The following is an 8,494-nucleotide window of genomic DNA, read 5'->3' as shown; positions in this document are numbered from 1 at the left end:
GGGCGGACGCTTGACGAGAGCCGGGCCACCCCACACCACGACCGCGTGCCCCGCAGGGCGAGCCGGCCCGCAAGCCTGGGTCCGGCCCCGGCAACCAACGCACCACCGGCCCAAACCAGTTACCCCTCGGCCCGAACCCGCACCGCAAGCCTCACAGCTCCAACTCCATTTCCAGCACCGCGCGGTAGCGGGCGCGGCCGTGGCGGACGTGGTCGAGGGCTTCGTCGATGCGTGCGGCGGGGAAGACCTCGACTTCCGGGCGGATGCCGTGGCGCGCCGCGAAGTCGAGCATCTGCCGGTTCTCGGTGGGTGAGCCGGGGATGCCGCCGACGAGCGTCTTCTCGCCCGGCAGCAGGCCCAGCGGGTGGACGCTGATCGAACCGTGCGGGACGCCGACGACGCACAGGGTGCCGTGCGGGCGCAGCGTCGCGAGGTAGGCGTCCCACGGCAGGTCGGCCGAGACGGTGGAGAGGACGAAGTCGAACGAGTCCGCGACCCGGTCGAGCCCTTCGCTCGCCGCGACGAACGCGTGCGCGCCGAGGCGGCGGGCGTCCGCCTCCTTGTCCGGGGTCGAGGAGATCGCCGTCACGTGGCAGCCCCACTTGGCGAGGAACTGAAGCGCGAGGTGGCCGAGGCCGCCCACGCCGACCACCGCGACGCGGTCCGTCGGGCGGACCCCGTGGCGCAGCAGCGGCGCGAACACCGTCACGCCGGCGCACAGCAGTGACCCGGCCTGCTCGGAGGCGATGGCGTCGGGGAGGGGATAGACGTGGCGCCAGTCGCTCGCCCGGACCCGGGTGGCGAAGCCGCCCCCGAGACCACGGAGCACCGTGTCGTCCTTGTCGGGGCACAGGTACTGCCGTCCGCCGAGGCACCATTCGCACGCGAAGCACGACCCCGCGACCGCGCCGACGCTCACGCGCTGCCCGACCGTCAGCCTCATACGGTCGACCGCGTCGCCCAGGGCCCGGACGACGCCGACGGCCTCGTGCCCGGCGACGAGGGGGTACCGGGTGATGCCGTGCGTGTCGTCGAGCATGTCCACGTCCGTACGGCAGATGCCGCAGTGGGTCACGGCGACCTCGACCTCCAGGGGCCCCAGGGGTGCCGGTTCGTACTCGTGGACCCGCACCGTTCCGCCGGGCTGTTCGACCGCGTACGCGCGCACCGTTTCCGTCACCGTCATCGGTTGCCGCCTCCGAAATAACTAACTAGTTGGTTTTTTGAGACAGTAGACGTCCACAGCCGTGGACGGCAACTGGTCGCGCTGGTCGCGCCGCTCGGTCAGGCGGAATGGAGGGACGCGGAGGCGGGTCAGTTCTACCGATCCCCTCCGACAGCACCCGCGTACGGCCCCGGTCCGACGGCCGCGTTCCGCGCGTGGGGCCCGTCGGTAAACTCGCTGCTCATGTCCCCCGCCAAAGCTGACGCGACCCGCCGCCGCCTCCTCGACGCCGCCACGGCCGACTTCGCCGCCCACGGCATCGCGGGTGCCCGCGTCGACCGCATCTCGGCCGCGGCGGGCATCAACAAGGCGCAGCTCTACGCGTACTTCGGCGACAAGCTCGCCCTCTTCGGCGCCGTCTTCCGCGCGCACGCCGACGCCATGGTCGACGCGGTGCCGTTCACGGCCGAGGACCTCCCCGGGTACGCGGTCGGCCTGTACGACGCTTCCGTGCGGCGGCCCGAGCTGGTCAGGCTGGCCATGTGGGCGCGGCTCGAAGGCGTGAGCACCGACGACCGGGTGACCGACACAGCGGCGAGCGCCGCCAAGCTGCGGGCGATCGGCGAGGCGCAGCGCGGCGGCTTCGTCACGGCCTCGATCGACCCGCAGGATGTGCTCGGGCTGGTCATCGCCATGGCGCTGACCTGGTCGTCCGTCGGCCTGTCCGGCGCCGCCACGGAGGACGCGGCCCCCGCCGAGCACGCACGCCGCAGGGAGGCGCTGGCCTCGGTGGTGTCGCGGGCCTTTCTCGTGTGACGGGCGCGTAGGTCGGTCAGCCGGCCTCGCCGTGCGGGGTGATGACCGTCATGCCCGTGGTCGAGGCGTCGCTCAGGGCCGCGAGGGCGGCCGGGGCCGCGTCCAGCGGGATGGTGGTGGACACCAGCAGGTCGGGGCGGAGCGTGCCCGCGGCGATCTGGCGCATCATCTCGGGGTAGGCGTGGGCGGCCATGCCGTGGCTGCCGAGGAGTTCGAGTTCGCGGGCGACGACGCGGGCCATCGGTACGGGCGTACGGTCCGCCGCGAGCAGGCCGACCTGGACGTGCCGGCCCCGGGTCCGCAGGCTCTCGACGGACGCCGCGCAGGTCACCGGCGAGCCGAGCGTGTCGAGGGAGAGGTGTGCGCCGCCGCCCGTGGCCGCCCGTACCGCCGCCGCGGCGTCGGGCTCCGTACCGGCGTCCACGCACACGGCCGCGCCGAGGCTCCTGGCCAGTTCCAGCGCGCCCGGGGCGACATCGACCGCGACGACGCGGGCGCCCGCGGCCACCGCGATCATGACGGCGGAGAGGCCGACGCCGCCGCAGCCGTGGACCGCGACCCACTCGCCGGGGCGGGCGCGGCCCTGCGGGACGACGGCGCGGTAGGCGGTGGCGAAGCGGCAGCCGAGGGCGGCGGCCGTGGTGAACGGCATGGTGTCGGGAACGGCGACGAGGTTGGTGTCCGCGCGGGGCACGGCGACGTACTCCGCGAACGAGCCCCGGTAGGTGAACCCCGGCTGCTCCTGGCGTTCGCAGACCTGCTGGTCACCGGCGGCGCACGCGGCGCACGTACCGCAGGCGCAGACGAAGGGGACGGTGACCCGGTCACCCACCCGCCAGTTCGTGACGTCCTGGCCCACGGCCGCCACCCGCCCGGCCAGCTCGTGGCCGGGTACGTGGGGCAGGGTGATCCCGTCGTCGTGGCCCATCCAGCCGTGCCAGTCGCTGCGGCACAGGCCGGTCGCCTCGACCCGTACGACCACCCCGGCGGGGGCGGGCTCCGGGTCGGGTACGTCCCGTACCTCCGGCAGCCGCCCGAACTCCTCGAACACCACGGCCCGCACGCGCACCACTCACCTTTCCTGTCTCGTCTCACGTCGGGCGCTCATTGGACCACCGGTGGACGGCACGCGCCCGCGCTGTCTAAGGTGCCCGTATGTCCAGCCCCGAGGCGTCAAGACTCTAGCCACCGGCCGTCCGGTGGCGAGTTCGCGGGTGACCGGCCGTGGTGCCGGCACTTTTCCGTGTACCCACGCGTACAGGCGTTTTCGCGACTCCCGCACCTTCACACCTCACCGGATCCGCCGGGCCCGCGCATTCCTCTCATTCCATGCCTTCCAGGCATTCCATGATGTGGTGACGGAGTCCTGCTGTGCCTTTTGCTCTCCATCTGCTCGGACTGGCGGTCTTCGCCCAGGGCACGTCCGAGTTCATGCTCGCCGGCCTCGGGCCGGACATCGCGCGCGACCTACAGGTGTCCATCCCGGCCGCCGGCGCCCTGACCTCGGCGTTCGCCGTGGGCATGGTGGTCGGCGCGCCGTTGATGGCGCTGGCGGGCCGGCGCTGGTCGCAGCGTCGCGCGCTGCTGCTCTTCCTGGTGACGTTCCTCGTGGTCCATGTCGTCGGGGCGGTCACCACCAGCTACCCGGTGCTGCTCGGCACGCGGTTCGTCGGGGCGCTGGCCAATGCCGGGTTTCTGGCGGTGGCCCTGGTGACGGCGGTCGGGATGGTCGACCGTACGGCGAAGGGCCGGGCCACCTCGACGCTGCTCGGGGGTGTGACCATGGCGTGTGTCGTGGGCGTGCCCGCGGGTGCGGTGCTGGGGCAGGTCTGGGGGTGGCGTTCGGCGTTCTGGGCGGTGGCCCTGGTGTCGGTGCCGGCTGTCTTCGCGATCCTGCGGGCCGTACCGGCCGGTGCGGGCACGGGCGTCGGTGCCCGTACGGGGGTCGGTGCGGCGGCGGAGTTGCGGTCGCTGCGCGAGCCGCGGCTGCTGGTGACCCTCGGGCTGGGCGCCCTGGTGAACGGGGCGACGTTCTGCACGTTCACCTATCTGGCGCCCCTGGTCACCAGCGTGACCGGGCTCGGCGCGGGGTGGGTTCCCGTGGTGCTGGCGCTGTTCGGGGTGGGCTCGTTCGCCGGGGTCACCGCCGGGGGCCGGATCGCCGACGTACGCCCCGTGCCGCTGCTGGTGTACGGGGGCCTCGCGCTGGCGCTCGGCTGGGTGCTCCTCGCAGTGACGGCGGGGAACCCGGTGGCGGCGACGGTGCTCGTCCTCGTCCAGGGTGCCCTGTCGTTCGCGGTCGGTTCCACCCTGATCTCGCAGGTGATGTACGCCGCGACGGGCGCGCCGACCCTGGCGGGCGGGTTCGCGACCGCGGCCCTCAACGTGGGGGCCGCCGCGGGGCCGTGGTGCGGTGGGCTCGCCCTCGCGGCGGGGCACGGGTTCCGCGCGCCGGTGTGGGTGAGCGCGGCGCTGGTGGTCCTGGCGCTCGCGACGGCAGGGGTGGCGGCGACCTCGGCGACGGTCATGGCGCGCCGGGAGTACGTCTGACGGTCCCCCGGATACCGGATACCGGGTGCCGGGTGCCGTGCCGTACCGCCGAGCGTGGTGGTACGGCACGGCGCACGCCCCGCCGGACCGTCAGACGGGCAGGCGGCGGACCTTGAGGGCGTTGTCCGTGCGGGTGATCTGCCGGCCGTCACGGTCGGTCTGGTGGCGTTCGTGTTCCTCGCTCAGCAGCACCTCCCACTCGCCCTCCGGGAGTTCGAGGGAGGCCAGGACCTCCTCGGTGGTGGGGAGTCGCAGGTCCGTCGGCTCGTGGTGGCCCGCGTGGCCGACGATCAGGAGGGTGCCGCCCGGGACCACGGCCGCCGCGGCGGGCCGCAGGATCCGCTCGCGCGGGAAGCTCGCGGTGGGCGCGTGCAGGAAGTGGGCCGAGACGAGGTCGAAGCCGCCCGTCGGGAACGTCACCGTGAGGTCGTGCCACTGGCAGTCGACCCGGTCGGCCACCCCCGCCTCCCGCGCGTGCCGGGCCGCACGGCCCAGGGCGACGCGGGAGATGTCGGTGGCCGTGACCTGCCAGCCGCGTTCGGCGAGCCAGACCGCGTCGGCCCCCTCGCCGCAGCCCAGGTCGAGCGCGCGGCCGGGCGGCAGACCGGTGGTCTCGCGGACCAGGACGGTGTTGGGTTCACCGCTCCAGATCCGCTCGCTCGTCTCGTAACGCTCGTCCCAGAACTCCTCGTGCGAGGCGCCCGGGGCGATGGTCCGGTGATCGCTCATGCGACAACTCCTCTGGTTACCTGGCTGGTTACCCGGCGCGCGGCGACCGCGCGGGCCGTCTCCTCTTCGATCAGGTCGGCGTTGATCATCGACGCGGCGCGTACGCCCGCCGCCGCGGCTCCGATGACGACCTCCGCCAGGTTGGTGACGTTGCCCGCCACCCACACCCCGGGGACCGCGGTCGCGCCGGACGGGTCGGCCGGTACGGCGCTGCCGACCACGTGTCCGGCCATCTCCTGGTCGACGGCTTCCAGGCCGAGCCCCGCGAGGAAGCCCGCGCGGGCGGTGAAGCGCGGGCCGGCGACCAGGGCGCGGCGGGGGATCACCCGGCCGCCGGCCAGGGTCACTCCGGTGAGCCGGTCGGCGGTCACCTCCACGCCCGTCACCTCGCCCTCCACCACGGCGATGCCCCGGGCCGCGAGCTTCTCGTACTCCTCGTCGGAGGGCTCGGGCCCGGTGTGGGTGAACAGGGTCACGTCGTCGCTCCACTGACGCCACATCAGCGCCTGGTGCACGGCGACCGGGCCGGTCGCCAGGATGCCGATCGGCTCGTCGCGGACCTCCCAGCCGTGGCAGTACGGGCAGTGCAGGACCTCGCGCCCCCAGCGCTCGGCGAGCCCCGGCACCGGCGGCAGTTCGTCCACCAGACCGGTGGTCACCAGCAGCCGGTCCGCCTCGACCGCGGTGCCGTCGGTGAGGACGACGCGGAAGCCTCCGACGGACGGCGGGGTGTCCTGCGACGTGGCGGCCGACGGAGCCGGAGCCGGCAGGCGTTCCGCCGTGGCCACCTCGCCGGTCACGATCTCGGCGCCGTACCCCGTCGCCTCCTCGCGGCCCAGTGCCAGCAGCCGCGCCGGGTCCGTCCCCTCCCGGCCCAGGTAGTTGTGGATGTGGGCCGCGGGGGCGTTGCGCGGGTGCCCCGAGTCGATCACCAGCACCGAGCGGCGGGCCCGGGCCAGGGCCAGCGCGCCGCTGAGGCCCGCGGCGCCGCCGCCGATGACCACGACCTCGTACCGTCGCGCCTGCCCGGGCCGTTCGGGCCTGCCCGTCCGTCCTTGCGGCTCAGTCACTTGTGGCTCAGTCATGTGCAGTACCTCCGTTCACCGGAGATGGTCCGCCCGTACCGGAGCTATCGGCAAACACTCTTGCCGATAACGCAAAAACTGCCGAGAGCCGCCGTGGCCATTTCCCCCATAGCAGGCATATACGCGAAACAGGGAGGTACGTATCCCTCGTTGATCTTCCGCCGCATCCTCCGTCCCGTCGAGCATGCCACCGACAGACCCCGCGCTGGAGTACGTGATGACCGAGACCGGTACGACCCCCACCCCCACCTGCCCGTTCGACTTCAGCGAGGGCCTGGAGTTCGATCCCTCGCTCGCGGAGCTGATGAGCCGGGGGCCCGTCACCCGGATCCGGCTGCCGTACGGCGACGACGACGCCTGGCTCGTCACCGACTTCGACGGGGTACGGCGGGTGACGACCGACCAGCGGTTCAGCCGCGCGGGCATCATGGAGCACGACTACCCGCGGATGACCCCGGAGCCGATCGTCTCCGCCGAGTCGATCAATGTGCTGGACCCGCCGCACTCCACCCGGTTGCGCCGACTCGCCTCGCAGGCGTTCACCAAGGGGCATGTGGACCGGATGCGGCCCGCCGTCGAGGGCGTCGTGGCCGAGCTGCTCGACGCGATGGCAGAGCAGGGTCCGCCCGCCGACCTGGTGGGCCATCTGTCGGACCGGCTTCCGCAGGAGACCATCTGCGCCCTGCTCGGCATCGCGCCGGCCGACCGGCCGGCCATGCAGCGTTACGCCCATCAGCTGCTGTCGACGGCTCCGGAGGCGCGGCAGGCCGCCGCCACCGCCAAGAAGGAGCTGCGCGCGTACTTCGGCGGTCTGGTCGCCGAGCGGCGGCGCGCCCCGGGGGACGACCTGATCAGCACACTGGCCGCCGCGAAGGAGGGCGAGGACGTCTTCGACGACCAGGATCTGGCGGTCATGTCGCTCACCCTGATGCTGAGCGGCCATGACACGGCGACCTGCCAGATCAGCGACATCGCCTTCCTGCTACTCACCCGCCCCGAGCTGATGGAGCGGGCGCGCGGCGGCGCGGAGAGTCTGTCCCGGCTGCTGGACGAGTTGCTGCGCTACATCCCGTTCCGCAAGGGGGTCGGCATTCCGCGCGTCGCGCTGGAGGATGTGGAGCTGGGCGGGGTGACGATCCGGGCGGGCGACTTCGTCCATGTCTCGTACCTGACGGCGAACCGCGATCCGCAGCGGTTCGCGGAGCCGGACGTCATCGACCCGGACCGCCCGGCGACCCCGCACATGACGTTCGGCTGGGGCGGCCACCGGTGTATCGCCGCCCCTCTCGCGACGGCGGAGCTGGAGGCGGCGTTCGGCGGGCTGCTGGCGCGCTTCCCGGAGCTGCGGCTGGCCGTGCCGGCCGAGGATCTGACCTGGGACACGGACACCATCCGGCGCTTCCCGCACGCGCTGCCGGTGGCCTGGTAGCGGCCCCCGGAGCGGCGGACGCCCGGGGGCCTAGGGGCAGCGGACGCCGGGGGGGGGCCGGGCTACCCGCGCTCCCTGAGGGAACGCAGGATCAACTCCAGCCCGTAGTCGAAGCGTTCGTCGAACGTCGTGTCGGCCAGGTGGGCCGCCGACCGGCTCAGCTCCGGGTACGCGCCGGTGGCGAGCGCCCGCGTGAGACCGGCGGCGGGCGCGTCCGCCGCCGCCTGCTCCTCCTGCGTCAGCCCGAGCACGTAGTAGACGAGGGTGAAGCAGGCCCACGCCGCGTCGCGCTCCGTGAGCCCGCCCGCGCGCAGAGCCTCGACCAGTGCCTCCGCGCAGCTCAGCGTCGCGGGCTCGGCCGCGTACGTCCCCGCCACGATCGCGGCCCCGTCGCGGTGCGCGAGCAGCGCGCGGCGGTAGCGGACGGCCAGCTCGCGGGCCTGGTCGTCCCAGGCTTCCGGCAGCCCGTCCAGGGACATCCCGCGGACGATCGCGTCGGCCATCAGCTCCAGCAGCCCCGCCTTGGTCTTGACGTGCCAGAGCACGGTGTTCATCCGGACGCCCAGCCGGTCGGCGACGGCGCGCACCGACACGGCGTCCGCGCCCCGCTCCGCCAGCAGATCCAGCGCCGCGCGCGCCACGGCGGCGCGGTCGAGCGGGGTCCCGCAGGGACGGCCCGTTTGCTTTTTGGTCACTGACCAAGTCTACTCACCCAAGAGA

General features: G+C 73.5%; 8 protein-coding genes. 3 read left to right on the top strand and 5 right to left on the bottom strand.

Going from position 1 to position 8,494, the window contains the following annotated elements; genetic code table 11:
• Window positions 1–151: 151 nt before the first annotated feature.
• Complete coding sequence (locus ACFTZC_RS24105; RefSeq protein WP_382892928.1) at window positions 152–1,186, bottom strand: NAD(P)-dependent alcohol dehydrogenase; 1,035 nt, start codon at window positions 1,184–1,186, stop codon at window positions 152–154.
• A 222-nt stretch (window positions 1,187–1,408) separates the two neighbouring features.
• Between ACFTZC_RS24105 and ACFTZC_RS24100 the strand changes: the two genes are divergently transcribed.
• Complete coding sequence (locus ACFTZC_RS24100) at window positions 1,409–1,981, top strand: TetR family transcriptional regulator (protein ID WP_382892926.1); 573 nt, start codon at window positions 1,409–1,411, stop codon at window positions 1,979–1,981.
• A 16-nt stretch (window positions 1,982–1,997) separates the two neighbouring features.
• Here the strand turns inward: ACFTZC_RS24100 and ACFTZC_RS24095 are convergent, their stop codons facing one another.
• Complete coding sequence (locus ACFTZC_RS24095) at window positions 1,998–3,044, bottom strand: alcohol dehydrogenase catalytic domain-containing protein (RefSeq protein ID WP_382892956.1); 1,047 nt, start codon at window positions 3,042–3,044, stop codon at window positions 1,998–2,000.
• A 308-nt stretch (window positions 3,045–3,352) separates the two neighbouring features.
• Here ACFTZC_RS24095 and ACFTZC_RS24090 point away from each other — a divergent pair, with 308 nt between their 5' ends.
• A complete protein-coding gene (locus ACFTZC_RS24090; protein ID WP_382892923.1) occupies window positions 3,353–4,531 on the top strand; it encodes a Cmx/CmrA family chloramphenicol efflux MFS transporter in 1,179 nt (392 codons plus the stop codon).
• Window positions 4,532–4,621: 90 nt separating this feature from the next.
• Here the strand turns inward: ACFTZC_RS24090 and ACFTZC_RS24085 are convergent, their stop codons facing one another.
• Entirely contained in the window at window positions 4,622–5,260 is a 639-nt protein-coding gene (locus ACFTZC_RS24085) for an SAM-dependent methyltransferase (RefSeq protein ID WP_382892920.1), read from the bottom strand.
• On the bottom strand, window positions 5,257–6,345 hold the full coding sequence (locus ACFTZC_RS24080) for an NAD(P)/FAD-dependent oxidoreductase (protein WP_382892919.1): 1,089 nt from the start codon (window positions 6,343–6,345) through the stop codon (window positions 5,257–5,259). The genes ACFTZC_RS24085 and ACFTZC_RS24080 overlap by 4 nt, the downstream gene beginning before the upstream one ends.
• A gap of 217 nt (window positions 6,346–6,562) precedes the next feature.
• Between ACFTZC_RS24080 and ACFTZC_RS24075 the strand changes: the two genes are divergently transcribed.
• Complete coding sequence (locus tag ACFTZC_RS24075) at window positions 6,563–7,774, top strand: cytochrome P450 (protein ID WP_382892954.1); 1,212 nt, start codon at window positions 6,563–6,565, stop codon at window positions 7,772–7,774.
• A gap of 62 nt (window positions 7,775–7,836) precedes the next feature.
• Here ACFTZC_RS24075 and ACFTZC_RS24070 read toward each other — a convergent pair whose 3' ends face one another.
• Window positions 7,837–8,469: a TetR/AcrR family transcriptional regulator C-terminal domain-containing protein gene (locus ACFTZC_RS24070; RefSeq protein ID WP_382892917.1), complete on the bottom strand. Its 633-nt coding sequence runs from the start codon at window positions 8,467–8,469 to the stop codon at window positions 7,837–7,839.
• Window positions 8,470–8,494: the final 25 nt, after the last annotated feature.

This window comes from Streptomyces sp. NPDC056987 (assembly GCF_042673865.1).
Lineage (GTDB): Bacteria > Actinomycetota > Actinomycetes > Streptomycetales > Streptomycetaceae > Streptomyces.
This window is presented reverse-complemented; position numbering and strand designations above follow the sequence as displayed.